Source organism: Demequina sp. B12, assembly GCF_028823635.1.
In the GTDB taxonomy this organism is placed as follows: Bacteria; Actinomycetota; Actinomycetes; order Actinomycetales; family Demequinaceae; genus Demequina.
The window spans coordinates 370143-395164 of record NZ_JAPEHU010000002.1 but is presented as its reverse complement, the minus strand read 5'-3'; the positions used below and the strand labels follow the sequence as shown (position 1 = coordinate 395164).

Sequence of the window (25022 nt, the reverse complement as noted above, 5' to 3'; positions counted from 1 at the left end):
TACCGGCGGGCACGCGCGGGGCCGCGCTAGCCGAACCCGGGATGCGCCGTGGGAGTTCGTCGCCCTCTTGGCGCGTCGATGCCACACACGAGCCAAAACGACAAATGCCGCGCGCCGGACCCCGTGGGGCACGTCGCGCGGCACTTGCCAGCACTCATGACTACGCCGAGGCGGTTTCGTCCTCTTCCTCAGGCTCGTAGTCCACGCCAGCTTCCGCACGCTGCTCAGCAGTGATCGGAGCGGGGGCCGCGGTCAACGGGTCGTAGCCGCCACCTGACTTGGGGAACGCAATCACGTCGCGGATCGAGTCAGCCTTCGTCAGCAACGCCACAATGCGGTCCCAGCCCAACGCGATTCCACCGTGAGGCGGTGCACCAAACGAGAACGCCTCGAGCAGGAAGCCAAACTTCTCCTTGGCCTCTTCCTCGCCAATGCCCATGACATTAAAGACGCGCTCCTGGACATCCTGCCGGTGAATACGGATGGAACCGCCACCAATCTCATTGCCGTTGCAGACAATGTCGTAGGCGTAGGCGAGGGCGTTGCCAGGGTCGGATTCGAAGTTGTCCATCCACTCGGGCTTCGGCGACGTGAACGCGTGGTGCACCGCGGTCCAATTCGAGGAACCGAGCGCAACGTCGTCGTCATCCGCGTCAACAGCCTTGAACAACGGGGCGTCCACCACCCAGCAGAACTCGAAACGGTCCTCGTCGATCAGGCCCACGCGCTTGCCGATCTCCAGGCGAGCAGCGCCCAGCAGCGCACGCGACGGACCAGGCTTGCCCGCAGCGAAGAAGACACAGTCACCGGGGTTCGCACCCACCGCAGCGGCAAGACCGGCCCGCTCGTCGTCGGACAGGTTCTTCGCAACGGGGCCTGCGAGTTCGCCGTCTTCCTGAATCAGGACATAGGCAAGACCACGCGCACCGCGCTGCTTCGCCCACTCCTGCCAAGCGTCGAGCGTGCGACGAGGCTGGTCTGCGCCACCCGGCATGACCACCGCGCCCACGTAATCGTTCTGGAACACCCGGAACGGAGTGTCTTTGAAGTACTCAGTGAGTTCCACCAACTCCAAACCAAAGCGCAGGTCCGGCTTGTCCGAACCAAAGCGAGCCATGGCATCGGCGTAAGTAATGCGCGGGATGGGGGTCGACACTTCGTAGCCGATCAGCGACCACAGTTCCTTGATGAGTTCCTCACCCAAGGCGATCACATCGTCCTGATCCACAAAGCTCATCTCCACATCAAGCTGAGTGAACTCTGGCTGACGGTCCGCACGGAAGTCCTCATCGCGGTAGCAGCGAGCGATCTGGTAGTAACGCTCCATGCCGGCCACCATCAGCAACTGCTTGAACAGCTGCGGCGACTGCGGCAACGCATACCAAGAGCCAGGCGACAAACGTGCGGGCACCAAGAAGTCGCGTGCACCTTCCGGCGTGGAACGCGTCAGCGTGGGTGTTTCGATCTCCAGGAAGTCGTGACGGTCGAGCACCCGGCGCGCTGCCTGGTTGGCCTGTGAACGCAGCACGATGTTGGCGCGCGGCTGAGGACGACGCAGATCGATGTAGCGGTACTTAAGACGCGCTTCCTCGCCCACGTTGACGTGCTCGTCGACCGGCATCGGCAAGGGCGCCGCTTCGTTCAGGATGGTGACGTCGCTCACGACAACCTCCACCTCGCCCGAAGGAAGGTTGGGGTTAGCCGAGCCTTCCGGACGTCCCCGCACCTCACCCGTGACCTGAATCACGTACTCATTGCGCAGGGAGTGCGCCACCTCTTCACGAATCACCACCTGCGCGAATCCGGAGGCATCTCGCAAGTCGATGAAGGCAACGCCGCCGTGATCACGACGACGCCCCACCCATCCAGCGAGTGTGACGGTCTGTCCCGCGTCAGTGGCGCGGAGATTTCCTGCAAGGTGAGTGCGAAGCACAGTGAGCCTTTCGTGGGCACGCTAGACGGGCGCGCCGGATAGGTCTGGTTTGGTCGCCGACAAGTCTATCCGTCACGCACGGTCTGAGGTCGCCCTGCCACGGCATCGGCCCTCCGGAATGTCCGCACCACCACGCCTGACTTCCCCGAGTGGCACAAAACAGCTGCCATAGGTCGCTAAAACAACCACATGGAGCCATGTGGCGGGGAAGGGCTACAGGGAAGGGTGAGGATTAGGAGACGATGCGTGGGCGCGCGTCCGCAGCGGGCGGCAGCCACACGTCGGCGTCCGCGGGCACCTGCTCGCCCGAGCGGATGTCCTTCACCTCGCCGTCCCCCTCAACGGGGCTCGCAGCATCGGCCGACACCGACGCGGGGAACCAGACAAAAGGAATGCCTCGCTTGTCCGCCAACTGAATCTGCTTGCCAAACTTCGCGGCCTTCGGCGATACCTCGCACGCGACGCCACGCGCCCGCAGTCGGTCCGCGATCCGCACCGACTCGCCACGGGTGTCCTCGTCGGTCACGGCGACCATGACAGCGCTCGGCACCCCACGCGACGCCGAGGCAAGCCCCGCCGACAACATCCGGCTCACCAAACGTGACACACCAATCGACATTCCCACGCCAGGGAATCCACCGCCAGCGACCAAAGAGTCATAGCGACCTCCGGAACAGATCGAGCCGAGGTCTTCGTGGCCCGTCAAGAACGTCTCATACACGGACCCCGTGTAGTAGTCGAGGCCACGAGCAATGCGCAGGTCTGCCACCGCCGTTCCCGGCACAGCGGCATTCACCCCCTCGACGAGTTCCACCAGCGCAGCAATCCCAGCCTTCAACTGGGCTTCGGCGTCCGCAACCTCCGCAATGGTCGTGGTCGTGGCCCACAAGTCCTCGATCGCGGCGGCGAAGGATGCGTCAGCAGCACTGATCCGCGCCAACTCCAGAATTGCGTCAGCAGCGCTTTCTCCCACGCCCTTGTCAGCAAGTTCTGCACGCACCCCGTCGGGGCCAATCTTGTCCAACTTGTCGACGCTACGCAGCGCGTCAGCGACATCGTCAATGCCTACGCCACGGTAGAAACCCTCGACGAGCTGCCGGTTGTTGACGTGCATGCGCGCTCCCGGAACAGGCAATGCCGCCAGGGCCCGCGCCATCACGACGGCAACCTCGACCTCAAAATGCGGCGCAAGTACGTCGCGCGCCACGACGTCAATATCCGCCTGGTAGAACTCGCGGAAGCGGCCCTCCTGCGGACGCTCGCCACGCCACACCTTCTGAATCTGATAGCGGCGGAAAGGGAACTGCAAGTCGTTCTGGAACTCTTCAACGTAACGGGCAAAAGGCACCGTGAGGTCAAAGTGCAGACCTACCTTTGCCTCAGCATCGTCGTCAGCGTTCAAACGTCCGAGCGTGTAAATCTCTTTCGAGGCCTCTGACTTGCCCGCTAGGCGTTCCAGCGTCTCCACCGCCCGAGTCTGGATCTCTCCAAAACCGTGGACCTCAAACACTTCCGCAATCGCTGCCAGAACTTGCGTCTCTACAACGCGCTGGGAAGGGGTCCATTCGGGGTATCCAGAGAGAGGTCGCACACGTGCCATGTGGGCCATCATTCCATTACCCGCAGCCCAGCCTCGCCTCAGGGTCGCTTCGCCACGTTCTGAGCAAACGCTGAGCACCCCCGCCTAGACTGACACCAGCACTCCGACACCCCGGAAAAGGAACGCATGACCAGCAAGAAGCGACAACGCGACAACGCCCGTCGCAAGCAAGCGCAACTCGAGGCCAAGCACCACGCGCGTGCCGCACGGCGGGACCAGCGCGTGCGTGTTGGCATCGCGGTAGCGAGCGGCCTGGTCGTGATCGGTCTGGCGAGCTGGGCAGTGATCGCGCTGATGGCAGACGGCGATACGTCGTCTCAGGAGACCACCGCAGCCTCCCCCGACGCCACCACAACGCCCGAAGCCACGTCTTCAAGCGAATCCACGGAAGCTGACGACGACCTGGAGTACGCCACAGGCTGGAGCACCTCGCCTACCGCTCCGGACCCGTCACTCTCAGAGGACCGCACCTGGACCGCGACCCTGACAACCAATCAGGGAGACATCGTGATCGAGATTGATGGCGAGGCCGCCCCCCAAGCAACGTCAAGCTTTGTTGCGCTTGCGGGCGACAGCTTCTACCACCAGTCCGAATGCCACCGACTCACCACCTCCGGCATCTACGTTTTGCAATGTGGTGCTCCTGCCACGGTCGGAGTGGATGGGCCGAACTACCGGTTTGGACCCATCGAGAACGCACCAGAGGACGACTTCTACCCCGCAGGAACTGTCGCCATGGCGCGTGTAGCTAACGACGCAGAATCGATGGGAAGTCAGTTTTTCATCGTCTATGAAGACTCCACGATTCCCTCCGACACGGCCGGCGGATACACCGTATTCGGGCAGGTGACGCAGGGTCTGAGTATTGTGGAGGGCGTTGCCAGTGCCGGAACTATTACTGGCGAGCCCGACGGACCCCCGGCACAGTCCGTCATCGTAAACGAGGTGTCCGTAGAATGACCGCCCCCAAGCCCACTCCTAAGCCCACTCCTAAGCCCAAGCCCCCGGCCTCCGGAGCGACGCCCGCGGTGTTGGCTGCCAAGCCCACCCACCCCGTGAAGGTTCCCGTTGTCGCTGAGGTTTCCGATGACCAGATCGCCGCGGCCGCCAAGTTTGGCGAAGTCGTCGACACCACCGTGGTGGTCATCGTTGGCTCCGACAAACTCGAAGTAGGGCCCGCCGCTGGCGACACCCCCCTCGAGCCGTACGCGAAGGCTTTCTATGAGCTCGAAGCCTCGGTTGAACGCTTCCACGCACGCCTCTCTGGCGCAGAGTTGTCCCCCAAGGACATCGACGAGTCGCTCGAGACCATCGAGGCTCAGCTGACTGAGCCCAAGGTTGTCGGCGACATTGCCGCGCTACGGGAGCGGTTCACCACCGTCAAGGCTGAAGCCACCGAAGCGCGCGAACGAATCAAGGCCGAACGCGACGCTGCGCGTGCCGAAGCCCTGGCCGCCCGTGAGCAGATTGTGCTCGCGGCCGAAGCGATCGCGTCCAAGGACGAGCACGACATCCATTGGAAGAACGACACCGCGGAGCTTCGCTCGCTCCTCGACACCTGGAAGGACGCACAGCGCTCCCAGGCACGGATCCCCAAGGACACCGAGCGTGCGCTGTGGAAGCGATTCACCGCAGCTCGCTCTGGATTCGAGAAAGCGCGCAAGCACCACTTTGCTCAGCTGGACAAGGACAACGCTCAAGTCGCCGGCCGCAAGGAAGACCTGGTGGCACAGGCAGAACGACTCGCCGAGTCGACTGACTGGGACCGGACCGCACGCGCCTTCAAGGACCTTATGAGTGACTGGAAGCGCGCAGGCCGCGGTCGCCGCAGCGTTGACGACGCCCTGTGGAAGCGTTTCCAGACAGCCCAGGACGCCTTCTTCGAAGCACGCCGTTCCGCCGCCGACGCCGAGGACGAAGCCCTCGCCGGAAACGTGGAAGCCAAAGAAGCAGCAGTGGTCGAAGCCGAATCGCTCTTGCCCATCAAGGACCTGGAAGCCACCAAGCGTGCGCTGCGCACGGTTCAGGACAAGTTCGAAGAGGCAGGCCGCGTGCCCCGCGCAGATGTCGCCCGCCTCAACAAGCGTATGGGCGCCGTCGAAAAGGCCATCCGCGATGCGGAAGACGCGAAGTGGAACAACTCGAACCCTGAGCTCGAAGCACGCGCAAGCGGCGCCGTCGCACAACTCGAGGCGGCCATCGTCGACCTCGAGAAGGATCTTGCCGACGCCGAGGCCAGCAAGGACAAGCGCAAGATCAAGTCCGCGCAGGACGCACTCGATGCGCGCCGTGCATGGTTGGAGCAGATCAAGGGCGTCGTCTCCTAACGCCGTTCTCCACAGATGAACAAAGTGCCCGCCAGGCTATACGCCTGGCGGGCACACTCATGTGTATGTGGTCACTCTGTGTCGAAGACGTTGGTACCTCTGCCTGGAATCGCATGCTGCGCGAACAGGTCATCTCGCTACTTGCGCCAGGGCTCGCGCTTCCCGCGGACGTCGAACCCACTGCCCCGCTACGACGCCACGTGCTGCGTGGCCATGTCCCACCCGGAACTACGGTGAGCGGTGCCGCTGCGCTGTGGGTTCACTGGGGCGGACCCCCTCCGCGTGCGATAGACATCTGCGCACCGTGGACGCACCGGCTCAAGTCGCGCCACTCCACCTGGCCGCTTCTCTGGCACCACACTCAACGCCCTCAGAACGCCGACCCCAGCGATCGAGCAGACGTTCACGACAGCGATGCTGCATCGTGGATCGAGTCGGTTCCACGCGCCATCGTCGATGCGCTGCGATGGAGTCCTGACCTAGGAGATGGACTCACCCTCGCCTACACGGGACTGCAGCACGGGGTATCGGCCGATGAGGTCGGGGACGAACTCACACTGCTGAGCCCCCAGGATCGCACCAGCGCACGCGCACGGCACGCATGGGCATCAGTGCTTGAGGCGTACGCCAGCACGCATTGCTAGGGGCGCTTGGCCCCGGTCACGCGCCGCGCGTCATACACACCGTCGATACGGCGCACGGCCGCTAGCACCGCGCCAAGGTGCGATGGGTCTGCCATCTCAAACGTGAAGGTGTTCAAGGCAACGCGGTCGCGGTTGGTCGAGACGTTCGCGCCAAGAATATTGACGTGGTAGTCCGACAGCACCTTGACCACATCACTCAAGAGACGGTTGCGATCCAGTGCCTCGACCTCAATCTGCACCAAGAATGCGGTGTCAGTCGATCCTGTCCACTGGACATCGATGTAGCGCTCGGCCTGGTCTGTCAGCGAGTTCAGGTTCACGCAGTCCGCACGGTGCACGCTCACACCATTACCGCGCGTCACGAACCCTCGGATCGGGTCACCTGGGACCGGGGTGCAGCACTTTGCCAACTTGACGACAACGTCAGACAACCCGTGAACAGAGATGCCAGGATCGCCGCGCCGGGTTCGAATCGCCGATGTCCCGGGACGGGTAATCTCCGTGACGTCCTCGTCGGCACCTTCATCTCCGCCGACGGCCTCAACCATGCGGGCCACCACATCGGACGCTTGCTCCTTGTGCTCACCGATGGCGGCGTAGAGCGAATCGACGTCCTCGTAGTGCATCTCCTTGGCGAGCGCCAACAAGGTCGACTTGCTCATCAGCCTCTGCATAGGCAAGTGCTGGCGCCTGATGGCGCGCGCGAGCATGTCCCGCCCCGTCTCGATCGACTCTTCGCGGCGCTCACGAGTAAACCACTGGCGAATCTTGTTGCGAGCTCGCGTGGACTGCACAAAGTCCAGCCAGTCACGCTTGGGATGAGCGTTCTCGTCTGACGTCGTCAGAACCTCGACGGTGTCGCCGTTGTCCAACGTCGAATCCAACGGAACGAGCCGTCCATTGACCTTCGCGCCAATCGTCTTGTGGCCCACCTCTGTGTGCACGGCGTAAGCGAAGTCCACCGGTGTGGCACCCTGCGGGAGCGCCAGCAAACGACCGCGTGGAGTAAAGACGTAGACCTCAGCGCGCGAGATCTCACCGCGGAGCGAGTCGAGGAAGTCCGTGGGATCCGCGGTTTCCTGCTGCCAGTCAGCGATCTGGCGCAACCAGCCCATCTCCGAAGCCTCAGAGCCCCGCTGGTTTTCCTTGTAGCGCCAGTGAGAGGCCAAACCGTATTCGGCGCGGCGGTGCATCTCATGCGTACGGATCTGCAGTTCGACCGGTTTACCTGACGGGCCAATGACCGTGGTGTGCAACGACTGATACAGGTTGAACTTGGGCATCGCGATGTAATCCTTGAACCGACCGGGCACCGGTTGGTATTTGGCGTGCATCGCTCCCAGGACCGCATAGCAGTCACGCACTGACTGCACCAAGACGCGGACACCGACAAGGTCGTAGATCTCAGCGAGGTCGCGGCCTCGCACAATCATCTTCTGGTAGACGGAGTAATAGTGTTTGGGCCGTCCCGTGATGGTGGCCTTGATCTTCATTTGACGAAGCTCGGCCTCGATCTCAGAGCGGATCTCGGTTAGGTGCTTCTCCCGCTCGGGAGCGCGCTCGGCGACCACGTCCACAATCTCTTGATAGATCTTGGGGTAGAGCGTCCGGAACGAAAGATCCTCGAGCTCCCACTTGATGGCGTTGAGGCCCATACGGTGCGCCAGGGGCGCATAGATCTCTAGCGTCTCCTGCGCCTTGCGACGCGCGGACTCGACCGGGACGTACTTCCAGGTGCGCGCATTATGAAGACGATCGGCGAGCTTCAGCAGCAGAACCCGAATGTCCTTGGCCATTGCCACGACCATTTTGCGGACGGTTTCGGCCTGGGCCGCATCGCCATAGGTCACCTTGTCGAGTTTCGTCACTCCATCGACGAACTCGGCGACCTCTTCACCAAACTCCTCGCGCAGGGTCTCGAGCGGATACTCCGTGTCTTCGACGACGTCGTGCAGCAGCGCCGCGGCAATGACCGTATCCGGAAGGCCCATCTGCGCGATGATCTCTGCGACCGCGAGCGGATGCGTGATGTATGGTTCACCGCTCTTGCGTACTTGGCCGCTGTGGGCTCGCTCAGCAACGACGTAGGCACGCTCGATGATCCCCGTCTTACCTTTGGGGTACATCTTCCGGTACTCGTCAAGCACCGCGTCCAGGGGCTGGGGCGGGCGCGGCGAGTTACGTCGGAAGAAGGCCAACGGTCCCAACGAGGACGTGGTGGGCCGGATCTCCGTCATCGAGCCTCCTCAACACACGAGCGAGACTCCAGTCTACTGGTGACTATTTGCGGCCCTTGCGCCTGGGCTGTGCGGATTGTCCCTGGTGTTCGCCAGCCTTCAGCGCACCTACACGGATTTCGCCATCGTCAGTCACTGCAACATCAGATGTTCCCTGGGCGCGCATCTCCAGGACCATAGCGGTGTGCTTGGCAATGCGCTCTTCGCGCGAGCGGAGAGCGACCTCCAGCGGCGTTGCCACAAAGATCGACGAGTACGTTCCTACGGCCATACCAACGAACAGCGCCAGCGAGATGTCCTTCAACGTTCCTGCACCCAGGATGAAGGAACCGATGAACAGAATGGACGTCACAGGAAGCAACGCCACCACTGACGTGTTGATGGACCGGACCAGGGTCTGGTTGATCGCAAGGTTGGCCAGTTCGGAATAGGTGAAGCGGCGCTGTGCCTCGAAGTGCTGGGTGTTCTCCTTGACCTTGTCAAAGACCACCACGGTGTCGTAGAGCGAATAGCCGAGGATCGTGAGGAATCCGATGACCGATGCGGGTGTGACTTCAAACCCGATCAACGCGTAAATACCCACCGTGAACAAGAGGTCATGGATCAGCGCCAAGATCGCGGCTGCGGCCATGCGCCATGCGCGGAAGTACAGCGAGATCACGACAAAGACCAGCAGGAGGAAGATCACGAGCCCCTGCAAGGCCTGCTTTCCGACCGCTGCACCCCAGGTGGGGCCAATCTGATCGAAGCTGATCGTGGACTCGTCAACACCGTACGCATCCGCAAACCCTGCTGCGAGGTCCTGCTGCTCCTGCGAGGTGATCTCGCCGAGCTGGATCCGCACTGAGTCGTCACCGAGGATGCTGATCCGCGGCTCCTGGGCAGGAACAATCTCGCTGACGACTTCCTCGGCCGGGCCAGCCTCAGGACTTTCAATCTCCGGGACGATGAACTGCGCGCCCCCGGTGAAGTCAATGCCGAGGTTCAACCCCTTGCCGAACAAGATCCCCAGGGACACCAGCATGAGGATCGCGGAGACGATGAACCAGCGCTTGCGCTGCTTCACAATCGGATAGGTCTTCTCACCGCTGTGAAGCTTGTTGCCCCACTGAGCCAGATTCGATGCCATGGCTAGTTCTTCCCCTCGGTCGTCTCTTCGGCGTCCGTGGAATCACCGGCGGGTGCCGTCACAGATCCTTCGCTTGCCTCCGTCGAAGCGGCGTTCGCTTCTGCCTTGCGCTTGGCTGCCTTGCGCTCGGCTAGCGTCAGTCCTTCGCCTTCCCCAGAACCGTCAACCGTGCCAGCAGCCGTCTTGGAAGAGGAGGGCCTGCTCTTCACGCGTCCACGGCCCTTGTACATGGCTTCACGTCCAAGCGAGCGTGGGTCCAGCCCGGAGAACTTGTGGCCCTCTCCGAAGAACTTGGTACGCGCCAGGAGCTTCATGACCGGGTGCGTGAACAGGAACACGACCAGGACGTCAATGAGGGTCGTGAGACCCAGCGTGAAGGCAAAGCCACGCACACCGCCCACGGCGAGGAAGTACAGCGTTCCCGCAGCAAGGAGGCTCACGGCGTCAGAGGCAAGGATGGTGCGCCGTGCACGGGCCCAGGCGTGGTCCACTGCGCTGTTGAGAGAGCGGCCTTCACGGAGTTCGTCGCGAATGCGCTCGAAGTACACGATGAACGAGTCGGCGGTAATACCGATCGCCACAATCAAACCTGCGACACCCGCAAGCGAGAGACGGTAGTCGATTCCCCACGACAGCAGGTCGATCACGCCGTAGGTGGCGCCTCCCGCGATGAGCAAGGAGCCCACCGTCACAAGTCCGAGCGCGCGGTACTGGAACACCGAGTAGACCACCACGAGCAGCAAACCGATGAGGCCCGCAATCAGGCCCTTCTCGAGCTGATCGGCACCCAAGGTTGCCGAGATCTGCTGGTTGGACTGCACCTCGAGGCTCATGGGTAGCGCACCAAACTTGATCTGGTTCGCGAGCTGCTCGGCGGACTCCTGGGTGTAGTCACCGGTGATGACCGCTTGGCCGTTCGGGATGCGTTCGTTGATCTGCGGGTGCGAGATCACGACGCCGTCGAGCACGATGGCGAACTGGTTCCGCGGGGACTCAAGGTCGGTAAGGCGCTGGGAGATCTCGTCAAAGATCTTGCCGCCCTCGTCAGTGAACTGCAGGCGGACCTCGTAGCGGCCCGTGAGGGTGCCCTGCTGGGTCATCTCAGGCCCAGAAGTTGCGGTTTCGATGTCGTTTCCGGTGAGTTCCACGGGCCCCATGGCGAGCTTCTGGAAGTCCGTCGCACACGCCACATAGCCGGCCTCGGGGTCGCCCATGGAGCGTCCCGCGTAGTTTTCCGGGGCCAGACAGTCGAGTGCGGCGTATTCCTCCTGCAACGCAACCGTGATCCACTCGAACGAGGACGGGTCCGTCTCGCCGAACACCGGGCCCGAAGCATCCGTTGTCTCCGTTGTCACCAGTTCTTCGCTGGTCGTCACTGCGGAAGCGCTGGGCTCAGGCGACGGCGATACTGTCGCTGCCGTGGTCTCAGCGGTGGCGGTGGCGTCGGTCTCCCCCACCACATTGGACATCTCGGATGCGCTGGGCTCAGGCGTCGACGACGGCGTTGCGGAGGGCTCAACCGTCGCTTCCACGGTCGGTTCCGGCGTAGCGGTCGTTGACGTCGTGGTTTCCACACTCGACGTCGCGGAGGGGTCGCCGGTCACCAGCACCGGGCGGAACTGCAACTGCGCCGACTGCGCGACCAAGTCGATCGTGGCCTGGTCAGGGTTGCCCGGAAGTGCGACAACGATGTTGTTGCCCTGCGTCGTAATCTCCGCTTCGGCGACACCAGAGGCGTCCACACGGTTACGAATAATCTCCACGGCTTGGTCGAGGTCCGACTGTTCGATGGTGTCGTCGGCACCTTCATCGAAGACCGGCGCCAGGATGATCTGACGACCACCAGCGAGGTCGAGCGCGAGTCCCGGCGCCCAGGACGCGCCGCCCCAGATCACCCCCGCCGCAAGAAGTCCGTACATGGCGACAAAGATCGCCACAAGTCCGATGAGCGCTTTGCGCGCTCCCTTTGTCGCTTTTGACACAGGAATCCTTCACTTGGCAGTTGACTGCGCTCCGAAGAGCCGTGGCGATTCTAGGGGTTCAGACGGCCTCGCGTCGAATAGTAGGCGGACACGCCGTATTGGGGTCAGTCGAAGAGCCGTCCACCCACATGGCCACCTGGAGCGCCCTCCGGGGCGATCAATCCCAGGTGTTCCCAGGCCTCACGGGTAGCAACGCGGCCCCGGGGCGACCTACTCATCAGACCTTCGCGCACCAAGAATGGTTCGGCGACGGTCTCGACAGTTTCGGGTTCCTCGCCCACGGAGACGGCGAGCGTGGACAGTCCCACCGGGCCACCGCCAAATCGCTGGCACAAGGCCCTCAAGACCGCTCGGTCGAGGCGATCCAGGCCAAGGTCATCGACCTCGTACACCTCAAGCGCTTGTCGCGCTGCGGCAAGGTCTCCCCTGCCCGTGCCATGGACTTCCGCCCAGTCTCGAACGCGCCGCAGCAGACGGTTCGCGATACGCGGTGTGCCTCGGGACCGGCGTGCAATCTCCGCAGCCGCAGAGGCATCGATCTCAAACTCCAACAACCGTGCGGAACGTCCCAAGATTCGTTGTAGCTCCCCGGCCTCGTAGAACTCGAGGTGACCGGTAAACCCAAAGCGATCGCGCAACGGTGCGGGTAGGAGTCCTGCACGGGTGGTCGCACCCACGACGGTGAACCGCGGCAGGGTCAAAGGGATCGACGTTGCTCCAGCCCCCTTGCCCACCACGACATCGACCCGGAAGTCTTCCATCGCGAGATACAGCATCTCTTCCGCGGGCCGCGCGAGGCGGTGGATCTCGTCAAGGAAAAGTACATCGCCCTCTTCAAGCGATGACAGGATCGCGGCAAGGTCGCCCGCATGCTGGATGGCGGGGCCGGAGGTGAGCCGCAGCGAAGCGCCCATCTCTGTAGCAATGATCATCGCCAAGGTGGTCTTACCGAGTCCAGGTGGGCCCGACAACAGCACATGGTCTGCCGTCGTTCCGCGCGCCGACGCCGCCCGCAACACAAGCGAAAGCTGATCCCGAAGCGTCTGTTGTCCGACGAACTCGTCGAGCGACCCCGGTCGCAGAGCCGCTTCGCTCGATCTCTCGATCGCATCGGCGTCTGCAGATACGAGGCGCGGGTCAAAGTCGTCGAAGTCAGCCACGCTTGGCACCCATCGTCTTGAGGGCGCGACGGAGCGTCTCGGCAACGTCGGCTACGGCGACAGGCCCATCAACGACCGCGTCGACCGCCTGAGTTGCAGCTTTGGCGTTCCACCCCAGGCCAACGAGAGCCTCCTCCACCTGGTCCCGAGCGTCACCCGTGTGCCCAGGCGCGGCGGTCTCGGTTCCGTCAGTCTGGGGCAGTGACAGCTTTCCGCCGAGCTCGAGCAGTAGCCGCGATGCCACCTTGGCGCCGATGCCGGGGACCTGCTCAAGTGCCTTGCGGTCGCCAGCTGCCACGGCGGCGCCAAGCGCGTCAGGAGTGTGAACAGCAAGCATCGCAAGTGCCATCTTGGGCCCCACGCCCTGCACCGATTGAAGGGTCTCGAAAGTGTCACGCTCATGTTCGGAACCAAAACCAAAGAGCGTCAGAGAGTCTTCGCGCACCACCAGATGAGTGTGAAGCCGCACGGTCTGTCCGTGCCGCAACTGCGCCAAGGTGGTCGGGGTCGACAACACCTTCATTCCCACGCCTCCGGTTTCGACAACAGCGTGGGTGCCGCCGATGGACAGCACTTCCCCATGAAGCGTGGCGATCACGCAGCCTCCTTCGAACGTATGTACGAATACGCTACGGGATTCCGCGGTCCAACGATGTCAGACTCGCCGCCCGCGGGAGTGACGCGCGGTGGCCTCAGCAGCAGCCCATTGACGTTGTGCGGCCGTCGTTCCTTGCGATCCCACTGGGGCTGCGGCACCGCGCCACGCGTGAGCGATGGCGATGGCCAGCGCATCCGCAGCATCGGCCGGTTTTGGCATGGCTTTGAGCCCTAGAACGCGTTGCACCATGTATCCCACCTGGGCTTTGCCGGCGCGCCCCTCCCCCGTCACCGCCGCTTTGACCTCCGACGGCGTGTACAGCGTGACGGGCAGGCCACGGCGTTGTGCCAGCAGCATGACGACGCCCGAGATCTGCGCGGTGCCCATGACCGTCGAAACGTTGCTTTGCGCAAAAACGCGCTCAAGCGCGACGGCTTCGGGACGATGCTCGTCCAACACCAGTTCAAGGGCGTCAGCGAGCCGCGCGATGCGGGCTGGCGTGTCCTCGGTTGAGGGCGACGTTGCGGCAGTGACATGCACCAAGGACACCTGACGTGCGCCGGAAGCATCGATGACGCCGATGCCACAGCGAGTCAAGCCTGGGTCTACACCTAGGATCCGCACGGTACTGTTCCCACGCCCTCTCGCCGCTGGGACGTCGCCTAGTCCTCTTGTGCGGCCTCGAGCACCTCGTCAGAAGCGTCCATGTTGGCAAACACGTTCTGGACGTCGTCACAGTCTTCGAGCGCGTCGATGAGCTTAAGCATCTTCTTGGCACCATCGACTTCGAGTTCCACCTTGACGGACGGCACCCACGCGGCTTCTGCCGACTCGTAGTCGATTCCTGCGTCCTGCAGCGCGGTGCGGACCGCGACAACGTCGGTCGCTTCCGACGTAATCAGGAAAACGTCGCCGCTGTCCTCGATCTCCTCGGCACCCGCTTCAAGAGTGGCCTCCATCAGGGCGTCCTCGGTCACGCCGCCTTCCTGAGACACCACCACCTGGCCCTTGCGGGAGAACAGGTAGGCCACCGAGCCGGGGTCCGCGAGCGTGCCGTTGTTGCGGGTCAGCGCAGTACGTACTTCCATTGCGGCGCGGTTGCGGTTGTCGGTCAGGCACTCGATCAGCATTGCGACGCCGTTAGGGCCGTAGCCTTCGTACATGATGGTCTCGTAGTCAGCCGCGCCGGCCTCGAGGCCAGAGCCACGCTTGACGGCGCGGTCGATGTTGTCGTTGGGAACCGACGACTTCTTGGCCTTCTGGATCGCATCGAAGAGTGTGGGGTTACCCGCCGGGTCTCCACCACCGGTGCGGGCCGCGACCTCGATGTTCTTGATCAGCTTGGCAAAGAGTTTGCCGCGCTTGGCATCGATGACTGCTTTCTTGTGCTTGGTGGTTGCCCATTTGGAGTGACCGGACACGTGTGCTCCTCGTGTATTGCGAGACTGCGGACTGCCGTCCAGTCTACTGATACCTCAGTTACAGAACCCACGCCTGCACCATGAGACGTGCCGCGATCCCTAGGGCCGATGCCCACACGAGGCTCGCGAGCGTGCCGATGATGAACCGTTCGGAGGCATCTGCGCGTTCGTCTGGCTTGGTTGCGCGCAGTTCGGGATAGCGACCTAGGCCCTTGATCGCCACCACGACGGCTACCGCGGCAGGTTCTCCGACCGCGATCGACACCGTCACGATGATGCGCTCAAGAATGCCGATCCACATTCCTCCGCGGAGCAATCCGCGCATCTCAACCCCGGGCTGCACCGCGCGCAACATGAGTCCAATGAGAGGAGCGCCCGCAATCGCAGAGATTGCGGCGGCAGCAACGACGACGAGTACGGCAATCGCGACGGTCATAGAGCGTCATCCTGCCGCAGCTGCGGGCCGGACGCCAGGGCTTCGCTGTGCGCTGTGGACAAGAGCCACTCGGCGACAGCACGCGCCCGAATCTCTTCGTCAATCAGAGCACTCGCCTTGCGTTGGCTCACTGCTTGAGGAGAGATTCCCAGTGCGTGTGCGATCTCCTTTTGTGATGCCCCGGATGCCGCCAGTTCAGCGACTTCCCAGCCAGCATCGGTCCTACGTTCCACGACGGCGCCCAGCAGTTGCATGACGGCTGTAGCCCGTTCTTCTGCTTCGGCTGAGCCGCCAGCCACCACCAGAGGAACAGGCTCAGCACGCCCCCTGGCGCGCTCGACAGCGCGGCGGGCTTCCACGAAGGCCTGCCCCGAGCTCTGGCGCGAGCTCTTTCCGAGCGGTCGATTGACCGCACCGACACCGATGCCCACCGACCACTCCCCGGTCCGCGTCAGTCCGAGCGCCAGGTCTAGCGCCGCTGCCGGAGTGCTGACGACAGTTTGCATCTCGTCACCCACGGTGCGTTCGAGCGGGAGGACGACAGCATCGGCCCATTGCTCAGCCCAGCTGGCGCGGTCGGCGATCACCTCGTCGACCTTCTCCCCCACACGGGTGCTTCCGCGCTGGTCTGCTGTCACAACGTACATGAAGCAAGCCTAGAGCCTTGATGATGCAATATCAAGGTCATGGCCTTGATATGTGGGCTAGGCGGGAACGAGCTCCAGCAACCGCTGATGCACACGCAGCTCATCCGAGATCTCCGGGTGGAACGCCGTAGCCACGCACCGTCCATACTGAACCGCAACCGCGTGGACGCCAGACTCCGGGTCACCCGCGGTGGCCAACACCTCAACCTCGGGGTCGTAGGCCTCGACCCACGGAGCCCGAATGAAGGTCGCATGCATCGGCGAACCATCGGGCAACCACGTCAGCGCCACCTCGGACGAGTCAACCTGACGACCAAACGCATTCCGACGCACCGTCATAGGGATAGCTTCCAGCGTCTGCTGGCCAGCGATTCCATCCACCAAATCCCGGGCCAGCAAAATCATCCCCGCACACGACCCGAGCACGGGTAGCCCAGCATCGATCCGCTCCATCAACAGATCACGCAGACCAAACGCCCGCAACAACTTGTCGATCGTGGTCGACTCGCCCCCCGGCAAGATCAAGGCGTCAACGGACTCCAACTCCTGCGGGCGACGCACCAACGTGACATTCGCACCCAACGCGACGGCCGCAGCCGCATGTTCGCGCACGTCCCCTTGTAGCGCCAACACACCCACCTTGGTCATTCGGCTTCCACTCCCATATCTCGTAAAGTCCCGTTCCACGGAACCAAGTTGTCCCACGGCTCAGCGAGCGCAGGGGGAAAAACTTCAATGTCGCTGCGGGCAAGATCTTCCTGCGACAACCAGACCGTGTCGTCAATCACATCCTGCTCATCAACCGTCCAGGCGGCATCCACGCTGTCGTGCTTCTCCGCATCGGCCAACTGCGCCACGAAGAACACTTCGTGCTGAACGTACTGCCGCGAAAAGAAGTCAAACAGGGCCGTCCGGCGCCACACTGGCCCTACGACCTCATGCTCCTCAAGCACATACCCGGTCTCTTCGGCCAGTTCCCGCACAGCGGCTGCGGCAGGGGTCTCGCCCTCCTCGATACCGCCACCAGGCGTAAACCACCAGGACCGCTCCGGCTGATGCGGGTCGTGGCCCTTCAGCATCAGGACACGGCCGCGCCCATCAAACAACAGAACGCGAGCACCGTAACGCTCAATGCGTTCGGCGCCCGCGTTCTGCTCGTTGAGTTCAGTCACGTGTGACGGTGGTTTACCAGCCGCGCTCTGCGAGACGGTGGGGCTCCGGGACATCGTCCACGTTGATGCCCACCATGGCCTCGCCCAGGCCGCGCGACACATCGGCGATCACCGAAGGGTCGTCGTAGAAGGTGGTGGCCTTCACGATGGCCGCTGCGCGGGCCGCAGGGTCGCCGGACTTAAAGATGCCGGAACCCACGAACACGCCCTCGGCGCCCAACTGCATCATCATTGCTGCGTCAGCAGGGGTCGCAATGCCGCCAGCGGTGAAGGTCACGACAGGCAGCTTGCCGGTCGCTGCGACTTCCTGGACCAAGGGCAGCGGCGCCTGGAGTTCCTTGGCGGCGACATACAGTTCGTCCTTGGGCAACGACGTCAAACGCGCAATCTCGGTGCGCAGGGTACGCATGTGGGTCGTGGCGTTAGAAACGTCACCGGTGCCCGCTTCACCCTTCGAACGGATCATGGCCGCGCCCTCAGAGATACGGCGCAACGCCTCACCCAAGTTGGTCGCACCGCACACGAAAGGCACGGTGAACTGCCACTTGTCGATGTGGTGGGTGTAGTCGGCAGGGGTCAGCACTTCGGACTCGTCGATGTAGTCGACGCCCAAGCTCTGCAGGACCTGAGCCTCAACAAAGTGGCCGATGCGGGCCTTCGCCATCACGGGGATCGACACGGCGTCGATGATGCCGGCGATGAGGTCCGGGTCCGACATGCGGGCCACGCCACCCTGAGCACGAATGTCAGCGGGGACACGCTCCAGGGCCATGACAGCCACTGCACCAGCGTCCTCGGCAATCTTCGCCTGCTCGGGGGTGACGACGTCCATGATGACACCGCCCTTGAGCATCTCGGCCATGCCGCGCTTCACCAGATCAGTACCAACCTGGGGGGTGGTCGCGTTGGCGTTTTCGCTCATAAATCAGGCTTCCTTTACTTGTCGAGTCTCGCGGCTCGCATTACGGCGTGAGCTTTGAGTGCTGAGGGTGGAATTCCGCGTCCATTCTAATCGCGTCGCGGTAGGTTTCCTCTACTCGTGGCGCGACTTGCTTCCAGTCGAAAGTGAGCGCGCGCTGCTGTCCACGAGCAGCAAGTTTCTTTCGTGCGTCAGGGTCAGCGATGAGCGTGTTCACGCGCGCGGCGAGCTCAACCGAGTCCCCTACCGTATGCAACGCTGCGCCGACCTCGCCGTCGGAGTCAGTGGCGACATCACGGAATGCGACAAGGTCCGAGGCGACAACAGCCGCGCCCGCGGCCATGGCTTCCACCAACACGATGCCGAACGACTCCCCTCCCAGGTTCGGCGCGCAATACACGTCAACAGAACTCATGAACCGGGCCTTCATACCTTCGTCGAGTTCCCCGATCACTTCAGCGCCAGCGCGCGCAGCCTTAGCCGCGACTCGATCGGAGAAGCGGCCCGCGACAAGGAAACGCGCGTGCGGATGGCGCTTGCGGACGTACGGAATCGCGGCGAGGTACTCGTCCAAGCCCTTGCGTGCCTCGTCCATGCGGCCCAAGATCCCAACGGTGGGCGCATGCTTGGTGCCCTGCCATTCTTCGACGGGCTTTGCCGTCACATACTCACTCGTGTCCACGCCGTTGGGGATGATGTGTGTCGCAGCCACGCGGAGGTGACGTTTGATGGTCCGGTCCGCTGACGGCGACACAGCGATGCGCGCGTCGAGTTCTTCATAGCCAGGCTTGATGAAGGGTTTGGCGTTGCGCATGATGCGGGAATGCTCGTTCGACGTGTGGAAGGTGGCGACCGTCGGCCCCAGACGCGCCCACATAGCGATCACTGACAGCGACAGGGTGCCAGGTTCGTGGAGGTGAACGACGTCGAAGTCGCCTTCCTTCAGCCACTTCCTCACCCGTGCGGCAGCAAACATGCCGAACTTGATGCGCGCGACAGAACCGTTGTACCGCACAGGAATGGAACGCCCAGCGGTCACGACGTAGTCCGGAACCTGTGTCTCGGGCGCGGCAGGGGCAATCACCGAGACCTCGTGACCCCGTTCCTGGAGCGCTTCCGTCAGATCCATCACGTGCAGTTGAACGCCGCCTGGCCGGTCCAAGCTGTAGGGACACACAATGCCGATTTTCATGACGCCCACCCAAACTTTTGCAACATATGCCAGTCCTGAGGGTGCTGAGAGATCTGTTCAGCCAAAGCTCCGGCCCAAGCCTGGCTCACTGTCTCGACCCGCCGTTCATCCGGATAGTCAGCCGGATCGATGGGCGTACCAAACCACAGCACGACGCCCCACGGAGATTTGGCGGCCTTACGACGCGCCCCCTCAAGACGCTCGTAGGAAACCATGATGGGGATCACCACGGTCTTGGCCGCGATCGCAAGCGCCGCTGGCCCGGGAGCCACTTTGACCTGGTGTCCCCACATGGACACCTCAACGCCTGACCCTGACAAGTCACGGTCAGCGAGCAGGCACACCAGTGTCCGCTCCTTCTTGGTGATCGAGATCAGTTTGCGGAAGGTCGACGATCCCTCATGACCCAGGACTTTGATGCCCACACCTTCGCGCATCGCGACGAACTCATCGAAGACTTCCTGCGGCTTCAGCACCTCGGCAACAGCAGTCACCGGAATGATGTGACGCGCAGCATAGGCGCCCACGAGGTCCCAGTTGCCACAGTGCGACAGCGCCGCGACCACGCCAGTCTCTGTCGTGGTGAGGAGTTCCTTGACCGGCTCGTACCCTTCGAGGCGCACCCGAGCGTCGATCTGCTCGCCGCTCAAGCGGTTCAGCGTCAACGCCTCCGCGTAGTACCGGCCGATGGATTTGAGCCCTTCGCGACTGAGGGCACGGAGATCGTCCCCCTCTTTGCCCGTCACGCGTGCAAGGTTGCTTTCGAAACGGTCGATCACTCGCCCACCCCTGCGCCACACTACGGTCGCAGCGCCTTCCGCCACCACCCTGACGGTCCGGACAGGAAGGAGGCGGGAAGTCCGCCATGCAGTCAGAAACGCATTCATGAAGCGGCGTGACCGTCCAGGCTGGGATCCTCGCGGTTAGCTTTCACCACCACCATGGTGCGCTGCACCACAGTGATCGCTGCCGCCGCCGCAAGCAGGTACAACGTGACGGTCAACACCCACACCGGGAGCCCCAGCCCCACAAATCCAGTGGCGACCAAACCGATCACCAGACGGTCGGAACGCTCCGCGATGCCACCCTTGGCGTCAATGCCCAAGCCCTCAGCACGCGCACGTGCGTACGGCACAAAGGAGCCAAGCGTGAGGCACAACAGTGCCGCCAGGGCCGTTGCGGGCTCATCCACGCGGAAAGTCCAGACAAGCGCACCGAAGATTGCGGCATCGGCCACCCGGTCCAATGTGGAGTCCAGGTAGGCCCCCAAGCGTGACGACTTCCCCGACAGGCGCGCCATGGTGCCGTCCAGCATGTCTGTCACCACAAAGACCGTGATGACCATGACACCCCAAAACAGCATGATGCCGCCCTGCGGGAAGAAGAAGCACGCCCCAAAGACGACGCCCACAGTGCCGATGATGGTTACCGCGTTGGGGTGCACTCCCAGCGCTAGCAATCCCCGCGCAGGGGCTGCCCACAACTTGCCCATCAAAGGGCGAAGGTTGCCAAACATGTTCTCCTCGAAACGCAGGTCTTAGCCTGCCACTGCCTTCCACTGCGCCGACACTTTTTCCCACGTGTCGTCAAGTAGCTGCGGAAGCGCCTTGGTCTTGCCGATGATGGGAAGGAAGTTGGAGTCGCCCATCCAGCGAGGCACCACATGCTGGTGCAGGTGCTCTGCAATGCCCGCACCCCCAATGGCGCCCTGATTCATGCCGATGTTGAAGCCTTGCGTGCCAGAGGTGGCCTGCAACACGCGCATTGCGGTCTGGGTCAGGACACCCATCTCGTCCCGTTCGGCGTCCGTTGTTTCCGTGTACCAGCCGATGTGGCGGTACGGGCACACCATGAGGTGTCCGGGGTTGTACGGGTACAGGTTGAGCACCACGTAACAGTGCTCACCGCGGTGGACGACGAGGGCGTCGCGGTCGGGCAACTCCAACTTGGCGCACAACGGACAATCAGAAGTGCCTTCGTACTTGGGCCGCGACTTGCCGTCCTCGATGTATGCCATGCGGTGTGGAGTCCACAACCGCTCAAAGCCGTCGGGCTCACCGCCCATCGCCTGACCGTCCACCACCTCAGCCACGACTACACCTGGGCCTTGTCCTTGACTGCCTTCACGATCCGGGCCACGGCATCGGCCACCGGAACCTGGTTGTCCTGGCTACCGTCACGGAAACGGAAGGAGACCGCGCCGGCATCGGCATCGTCACCACCGGCAATCAGTGTGAAAGGAATCTTGTCCTTGGACGCAGTGCGGATCTTCTTGGGGAAACGCTCGTCAGAGTCGTCCAGCTCGACACGGATACCCTCCGCGCGCAGCTGTGCCACCACATCGGCCAGATAGTCGTTGAACGCATCTGCGACGGGGATAGCGCGCACCTGAACCGGCGCAAGCCAGACCGGGAACGAGCCCGCGTAGTGCTCCGTCAGAATCGCGAAGAAGCGCTCAATCGAACCAAAGAGCGCACGGTGAATCATCACGGGGCGCTGACGCGTGTTGTCCGGAGCGGTGTACTCCAACTCGAAACGCTCAGGGAGGTTGAAGTCCAACTGAATCGTTGACATCTGCCACGAGCGGCCGATGGCGTCGCGGGTCTGTACAGAAATCTTGGGGCCGTAGAACGCGGCGCCGCCCGGGTCGGGCACCAGTTCCAAACCGGAGGCTTCGGCGACCTCACGCAGAGTGTCGGTGGCCTCTTCCCAGATGTCGTCCTCGCCCACGAACTTCTCGGGGTTCTTGGTCGACAGCTCCAGGTAGAAGTCCTCAAGGCCGTAGTCCTTCAGGAGGTCCAGGACAAAGTCGAGCGTACGGGTGAGCTCGTCCTTCATCTGGTCGCGGGTGCAATAGATGTGTGCGTCGTCCTGGGTAAACCCACGCGCACGGGTCATGCCGTGCACCACGCCGGACTTTTCGTAGCGGTACACCGTGCCGAACTCGAACAGACGCAACGGTAGCTCGCGGTAGGAACGTCCCCGGGAGTCGAAAATCAGGTTGTGCATGGGGCAGTTCATGGGCTTCAGGTAGTAGTCCTGGCCCTGCCGGGTGACGTTACCGGCGTCGTCGCGCTCCTCATCGAGGTGCATGGCGGGGTACATGCCGTCCTTGTACCAGTCCAAGTGGCCCGAAACCTCGAAAAGCTTGCCCTTGGTCGCATGCGGGGTGTAGACGAACTCGTAGCCCTCTTCGACGTGACGGCGACGCGAATAGTCCTCCATCTCCATGCGGATCATCGCGCCCTTGGGGTGGAACACCGGCAGTCCGGAACCGATCTCCTCTGGGAAGGAGAACAAGTCCATCTCTGCGCCCAAGCGGCGGTGATCGCGACGCTCGGCCTCAGCCAAACGCTCCTTGTACGCCACCAAGTCTTCCTTCGTGGCCCAGGCGGTGCCGTAGACACGCTGGAGCTGAGGGTTCTTCTCCGAGCCCTTCCAGTAGGCGGCAGCCGAACGCATCAGCGACCAGCCGTTAGCGATGACCTTCGTTGAAGGCACGTGCGGGCCGCGGCACAGGTCACCCCAGGCACGCTCGCCATTGCGACGCACGTTGTCGTAGATCGTGATGTCGCCATCACCAATCTCGACCGATGCTCCTTCAGCGCCCGCGGCGTCGTGGTTCAGCAACTCGCACTTGTAAGGCTCGTGGCCCAACTCAGCAAGCGCCTCCTCGCGGGTGACTTCACGGCGCTGGAAGGCCTGACCTTCCTTCACAATGCGCTGCATCGTCTTCTCAAGCTTCTTGAGGTCTTCCGGGGTGAACGGCTCCGCTACGTCAAAGTCGTAGTAGAAGCCGTTCTCGATCGGAGGGCCCACACCCAACTTGGCGTCAGGGTTGATCTGCTGCACGGCCTGCGCGAGCACGTGTGCGGTGGAGTGACGCAACACCATCAGGCCATCAGGTTCCTCAACAGTGACAGCCTCAACAGTGGCGTCCGCCGGCACCTCACGCGCCAAGTCCCACAACTCACCGTTCACTCGCATCACGAGTACCTCGCGGCGCTCGCCGAAGAGGTCGGTGCCCGTAGTGCCGGCGTCGAGTTCACGCTTGTCGCCGTCGATGTGTGCGGTGAAGCTAGGCACCTGGGATCTCCTTCAGAGGTGTACGAACATGCCAGACGCGTCGCCGAGCGCGCGCGTCACCCCACGATGCTACCGATCTTCCCCGCCGCCACGTAATGGGGGATGTACCTGAGCACGACTCCGGGCCGCACCATCACGGTTGTGAGACAAGCGCCGCTTCTTCAGCGACCCGGACCGAGAGGTCAAGCCACTGAGAAGCACGGTTCAGATCGTCAACGCCCGATGCAAGGGCCACGATGTTGGCGGCGACTCGCCTTCTGAGATCGTCCTCGTCGACGGTCTCGGCGAAGCCCTGGAAGAGTCGCGTCGCGTGGGCTTCCACGCCGGAGTAGCCGTGAGGGTCGAGCGACGGCAGTACCGACACATGGGCGACCATGCATGACAGGTCATCGGCCCGCCGCCCAGGCCCCAAGGTGTCAATGTCGATAAGCCCCACCACGCGTGTGGGATCGGTCGCGGAGTCCAAGCGCACGTTGGCAGCGTGAAAATCGCCGTGGGTAGGGACACGCGGGGCGTCGTCGGCCGCGTCGAGCCCTGGACCGATGCGGGCGCGCAGCCGGTCGAGCAGCGCAGGATCTAGGCCGCGTTTGCGTGCCAAGTCCAGGTACATGTCGAGCCGGTCAGGCACGCTGGGACGGTCAGGCAGTTCGCACACAGCCGGCGGCAGCGTGTCGAGCGCACGCATCAAGATGTCAGGGTCAATCTGCGCGGCATCGGAGCCGTCGGTCCGGTGCAGGGCTTCCGTCATCGCCACACCAGGCGCCTGCGCCACGAGCACGATTCCATCGCCGGCATCGAGCGCGCGGGGAGCCAAAGAACTGAGGCGGTGACGGTGCAGCAGATCGTAGGCCCGCTCGGGACGCACCACCTTGACGAACCACACGTCCTTGCGCTCCCCCTCCGTGACCTCTGCCCGCAAAACTGCACGCCGCATCGGCCGTAGTACAAGCATTTCCAGGCGTCCTACCTGGGGACGATCGGCACCCGCCCGGTTGAGGCGAGCTTCCAGCGCCTCGGGAACACACGCGTCGGCGAGACCTGGAAGAAACGGGTCAGCGGGGTGGCGCCACACGTGGACCACGCCAAGGTCGGACTCGAGACGTACCGCCTTCGTCGCTGCGCGTTGCGCTTCACTGAGGTCGACATTCGACGCGACGAGGTAGACCCGCTCCCCTGACGCCATGACGTCGTAGCAGGCGGAAGTCTCCGCTCCAGGCCTGGCATGGACGGCGTCCAACGTCCACGACTCAAGCTCTTGATGGGTGGTGGCCAACGCGGTCGCCAACACTTGACCGGCGTCTTGCCCGGTCAAAGTCTCAGCGGCTGCTTGCGTTGTCATAAGGCAATCGAACCACGAAAGGGCCCTTAGGCCTGATATTTGGAGGTTCACACGCCTTGCGCTGATTGTCACAGTCGATCCACACGCCGGCGCTCGGGTGTAGGCCAACAGGACACCTACGGTTGCGGGTCCACCATCACTTTGGCGATGCCCTCGGCGCCGCGCTCGGCCACTAGGGGGGGCGGCACGCGATTCGCGGG

General features: G+C 63.1%; 23 protein-coding genes. 3 read left to right on the top strand and 20 right to left on the bottom strand.

Translation table 11 applies throughout. The annotated features are described in order from the left end of the window. Positions 1-160: 160 nt before the first annotated feature. Positions 161-1933 (bottom strand): aspartate--tRNA ligase, encoded by a 1773-nt coding sequence (aspS, locus tag ON058_RS06365; protein ID WP_274668186.1) that lies wholly within the window; start codon positions 1931-1933, stop codon positions 161-163. 232 nt (positions 1934-2165) lie between these two features. Further along, positions 2166-3533, bottom strand: a complete 1368-nt coding sequence (gene hisS, locus ON058_RS06360; RefSeq protein WP_274668185.1) for a histidine--tRNA ligase — start codon at positions 3531-3533, stop codon at positions 2166-2168. 126 nt (positions 3534-3659) lie between these two features. Between hisS and ON058_RS06355 the strand changes: the two genes are divergently transcribed. The 3 genes from ON058_RS06355 (at position 3660) to ON058_RS06345 (ending at position 6504) form a co-directional block, all read left to right on the top strand. Next, positions 3660-4493 carry a peptidylprolyl isomerase gene (locus ON058_RS06355; RefSeq protein WP_274668184.1) on the top strand — a complete coding sequence of 278 codons (834 nt, stop codon included), beginning with the start codon at positions 3660-3662 and terminating at the stop codon, positions 4491-4493. Continuing rightward, the gene (locus ON058_RS06350; protein ID WP_274668183.1) at positions 4490-5860 is read left to right on the top strand and encodes a DUF349 domain-containing protein; all 1371 of its coding nucleotides are present in this window, start codon (positions 4490-4492) and stop codon (positions 5858-5860) included. The genes ON058_RS06355 and ON058_RS06350 overlap by 4 nt, the downstream gene beginning before the upstream one ends. A gap of 113 nt (positions 5861-5973) precedes the next feature. After that, positions 5974-6504, top strand: a complete 531-nt coding sequence (locus tag ON058_RS06345) for a hypothetical protein (protein WP_274668182.1) — start codon at positions 5974-5976, stop codon at positions 6502-6504. On the opposite strand, the gene ON058_RS06340 is transcribed toward ON058_RS06345, so the two are convergent. The 18 genes from ON058_RS06340 to ON058_RS06255 all read right to left on the bottom strand — a co-directional run bounded on the left by ON058_RS06340 (position 6501) and on the right by ON058_RS06255 (position 24822). Further along, positions 6501-8741, bottom strand: coding sequence for a bifunctional (p)ppGpp synthetase/guanosine-3',5'-bis(diphosphate) 3'-pyrophosphohydrolase (locus ON058_RS06340; RefSeq protein ID WP_274668181.1), 2241 nt, complete (start codon positions 8739-8741; stop codon positions 6501-6503). The two genes, ON058_RS06345 and ON058_RS06340, sit on opposite strands and share 4 nt — an antisense overlap. A gap of 43 nt (positions 8742-8784) precedes the next feature. Further along, on the bottom strand, positions 8785-9870 hold the full coding sequence (secF, locus tag ON058_RS06335) for a protein translocase subunit SecF (RefSeq protein WP_274668180.1): 1086 nt from the start codon (positions 9868-9870) through the stop codon (positions 8785-8787). 2 nt (positions 9871-9872) lie between these two features. Further along, positions 9873-11852: a protein translocase subunit SecD gene (gene secD / locus ON058_RS06330; protein WP_274668179.1), complete on the bottom strand. Its 1980-nt coding sequence runs from the start codon at positions 11850-11852 to the stop codon at positions 9873-9875. A 104-nt stretch (positions 11853-11956) separates the two neighbouring features. Continuing rightward, positions 11957-13012 carry a Holliday junction branch migration DNA helicase RuvB gene (ruvB, locus tag ON058_RS06325; RefSeq protein ID WP_274668178.1) on the bottom strand — a complete coding sequence of 352 codons (1056 nt, stop codon included), beginning with the start codon at positions 13010-13012 and terminating at the stop codon, positions 11957-11959. Then, complete coding sequence (gene ruvA / locus ON058_RS06320; protein WP_274668177.1) at positions 13005-13610, bottom strand: Holliday junction branch migration protein RuvA; 606 nt, start codon at positions 13608-13610, stop codon at positions 13005-13007. The genes ruvB and ruvA overlap by 8 nt, the downstream gene beginning before the upstream one ends. Before the next feature lie 57 nt (positions 13611-13667). Beyond that, a complete protein-coding gene (gene ruvC / locus ON058_RS06315; protein ID WP_274668176.1) occupies positions 13668-14234 on the bottom strand; it encodes a crossover junction endodeoxyribonuclease RuvC in 567 nt (188 codons plus the stop codon). 38 nt (positions 14235-14272) lie between these two features. Further along, complete coding sequence (locus tag ON058_RS06310; protein ID WP_274668175.1) at positions 14273-15031, bottom strand: YebC/PmpR family DNA-binding transcriptional regulator; 759 nt, start codon at positions 15029-15031, stop codon at positions 14273-14275. A 58-nt stretch (positions 15032-15089) separates the two neighbouring features. Beyond that, the gene (locus ON058_RS06305; RefSeq protein WP_274668174.1) at positions 15090-15467 is read right to left on the bottom strand and encodes a hypothetical protein; all 378 of its coding nucleotides are present in this window, start codon (positions 15465-15467) and stop codon (positions 15090-15092) included. Further along, a complete protein-coding gene (locus tag ON058_RS06300; RefSeq protein ID WP_274668173.1) occupies positions 15464-16114 on the bottom strand; it encodes a hypothetical protein in 651 nt (216 codons plus the stop codon). Before ON058_RS06300 ends, ON058_RS06305 begins: the two co-directional genes overlap by 4 nt. A gap of 57 nt (positions 16115-16171) precedes the next feature. Then, a complete protein-coding gene (gene pdxT / locus ON058_RS06295; RefSeq protein ID WP_274668172.1) occupies positions 16172-16762 on the bottom strand; it encodes a pyridoxal 5'-phosphate synthase glutaminase subunit PdxT in 591 nt (196 codons plus the stop codon). Further along, positions 16759-17286 carry an NUDIX hydrolase gene (locus ON058_RS06290; RefSeq protein WP_274668171.1) on the bottom strand — a complete coding sequence of 176 codons (528 nt, stop codon included), beginning with the start codon at positions 17284-17286 and terminating at the stop codon, positions 16759-16761. The genes pdxT and ON058_RS06290 overlap by 4 nt, the downstream gene beginning before the upstream one ends. A gap of 13 nt (positions 17287-17299) precedes the next feature. Beyond that, a complete protein-coding gene (pdxS, locus tag ON058_RS06285; protein WP_274668170.1) occupies positions 17300-18208 on the bottom strand; it encodes a pyridoxal 5'-phosphate synthase lyase subunit PdxS in 909 nt (302 codons plus the stop codon). Between the two features lie 40 nt (positions 18209-18248). Then, positions 18249-19397 (bottom strand): glycosyltransferase family 4 protein, encoded by a 1149-nt coding sequence (locus ON058_RS06280; protein ID WP_274668169.1) that lies wholly within the window; start codon positions 19395-19397, stop codon positions 18249-18251. Beyond that, entirely contained in the window at positions 19394-20284 is an 891-nt protein-coding gene (locus tag ON058_RS06275) for a phosphatidylinositol mannoside acyltransferase (protein ID WP_274668168.1), read from the bottom strand. Before ON058_RS06275 ends, ON058_RS06280 begins: the two co-directional genes overlap by 4 nt. Then, entirely contained in the window at positions 20281-20913 is a 633-nt protein-coding gene (gene pgsA / locus ON058_RS06270) for a phosphatidylinositol phosphate synthase (RefSeq protein ID WP_274668167.1), read from the bottom strand. The genes ON058_RS06275 and pgsA overlap by 4 nt, the downstream gene beginning before the upstream one ends. Before the next feature lie 21 nt (positions 20914-20934). Then, positions 20935-21462, bottom strand: a complete 528-nt coding sequence (locus tag ON058_RS06265; RefSeq protein ID WP_274668416.1) for an HIT domain-containing protein — start codon at positions 21460-21462, stop codon at positions 20935-20937. A 29-nt stretch (positions 21463-21491) separates the two neighbouring features. Next, positions 21492-23483: a threonine--tRNA ligase gene (thrS, locus tag ON058_RS06260; RefSeq protein WP_274668166.1), complete on the bottom strand. Its 1992-nt coding sequence runs from the start codon at positions 23481-23483 to the stop codon at positions 21492-21494. Positions 23484-23616: 133 nt separating this feature from the next. Beyond that, positions 23617-24822, bottom strand: coding sequence for a phosphotransferase (locus tag ON058_RS06255; protein ID WP_274668165.1), 1206 nt, complete (start codon positions 24820-24822; stop codon positions 23617-23619). Between the last annotated feature and the right edge of the window lie 200 nt (positions 24823-25022).